General features: G+C 82.5%; 1 protein-coding gene. It reads left to right on the top strand.

The window, feature by feature from the left end:
• Positions 1 to 288: 288 nt before the first annotated feature.
• Positions 289 to 474 (top strand): hypothetical protein (locus CH339_RS25040; protein WP_210207396.1); only part of this gene is annotated, 186 nt, incomplete at its 3' end.

Here is a 474-nt window from a genome sequence, read left to right as displayed (position 1 = left end):
GCTCGGCCGCGCCAGGGACGGTGCGGGTTCCGAACGCTCCGCGCCCGCTGTCGGCGCAGCGGCCGGTCGCCCGGTGCCGGTGGGCGTTCCGGCAGGGCTTCCGGCGGGACGGGGCCCTTTGCGCATGTCGCCGTGCTCCCGCGGGGCCGGGGGCAGCGGGTGGGCGCTTGCGCCGGGCGCGGGCTCCGGTCTGGCCGGGCGGGCCGGCGCCTCGGCATTCTGCTGGCGTTGCCCCCGACCTTGCGCGGCGTGCGGGCCTTGCGGGCGCGCCGGCCGGGAGGGTTGCGGTTGGCCGGGCTGCTGCAACGGGCGTCCGGCCTCGTCGACGGCAGGCCGCGGGCGGGCGGCGCCCGGATGGTGCGGGCGCGGGCGGGGGCGCTGTCCGGCAGGGCCGGGGCGCGCGCGGGCGCCGGTCGGCGCTACGCCACGCGGCGGCTGCTGTTGCGGCCGGGCAGGCCGGGACAGCTCGGCCTC

The sequence above is a fragment of the Rhodobium orientis genome, from assembly GCF_003258835.1.
In the GTDB taxonomy this organism is placed as follows: domain Bacteria; phylum Pseudomonadota; class Alphaproteobacteria; order Rhizobiales; family Rhodobiaceae; genus Rhodobium; species Rhodobium orientis.
This window is presented reverse-complemented; position numbering and strand designations above follow the sequence as displayed.